This window comes from Streptomyces albus subsp. albus (genome assembly GCF_000719865.1).
Classification (GTDB): domain Bacteria; phylum Actinomycetota; class Actinomycetes; order Streptomycetales; family Streptomycetaceae; genus Streptomyces; species Streptomyces albus_E.
This window is the reverse complement of the sequence record NZ_JOID01000088.1, coordinates 1-676: the sequence shown is the minus strand read 5'-3', so window position 1 is coordinate 676 and position 676 is coordinate 1. Positions and strand designations below refer to the sequence as shown.

Sequence of the window (676 nt, the reverse complement as noted above, 5' to 3'; positions counted from 1 at the left end):
ACGGGGGTGAGCTGGTGAAGTTCGATATGGGCAGCACGGCGCTGTCGTCTCTGGTGTCGAATACGCAGGGGTCTTCGGATGATCTGGGTGGTTTGATCCGGATGTTGATCGCTGCTGCGGAGCCGTTGGAGGGGAAGTTCAACGGTGCGGGGAAGGCGGCGTTCGATCAGTTCAAGATGAACTCGGATGAGGTGACGGCGGCGTTGAATTCGTCGTTGCGGGCGATTCTGGGTGGTCAGTCGGGGATGGATCAGTCGTTCGGTACGGGTGATCAGGAGTCGGCGGACAATGCGCGGCAGCAGATGTCGGCGGCGAATTTCGATGCTGCTCGTTTCGGCGGGCGTTGATCTGAGCGGGGGTTGTGACGGTGGGGAATCAGGATCGCCGGTCGTATGACACGGGTGCGTCGTCGGAGGTGCAGGGTTCGCTGTCCTCGATCGTGGGGCAGTTGGAGCGTGTGCTGGGGGAGCGTGATCGTGCGGTGAAGTCGGCGATGGCGGACTTCCAGGCCGATGGTGTGTCGGATCTGTATCACGACAAGGAAGTGCGGTGGAACAAGGCCGCGAACGAGGTGCGGTCGATCATTCAGCTGGTGCGGTCGACGCTGGAGCAGAACGACGGTACGGCGCAGGCCACGCTGGCGAAGGCGAAGGCCGCCGTCGACAACATCGGCTGA

2 protein-coding genes are annotated in these 676 nt (G+C 62.3%); both read left to right on the top strand.

The features are described from left to right. Positions 1–14 precede the first annotated feature (14 nt). A complete protein-coding gene (locus IF83_RS0129505) occupies positions 15–347 on the top strand; it encodes a hypothetical protein (protein ID WP_030549472.1) in 333 nt (110 codons plus the stop codon). Positions 348–367: 20 nt separating this feature from the next. Then, complete coding sequence (locus IF83_RS0129500; RefSeq protein ID WP_030549470.1) at positions 368–676, top strand: pore-forming ESAT-6 family protein; 309 nt, start codon at positions 368–370, stop codon at positions 674–676.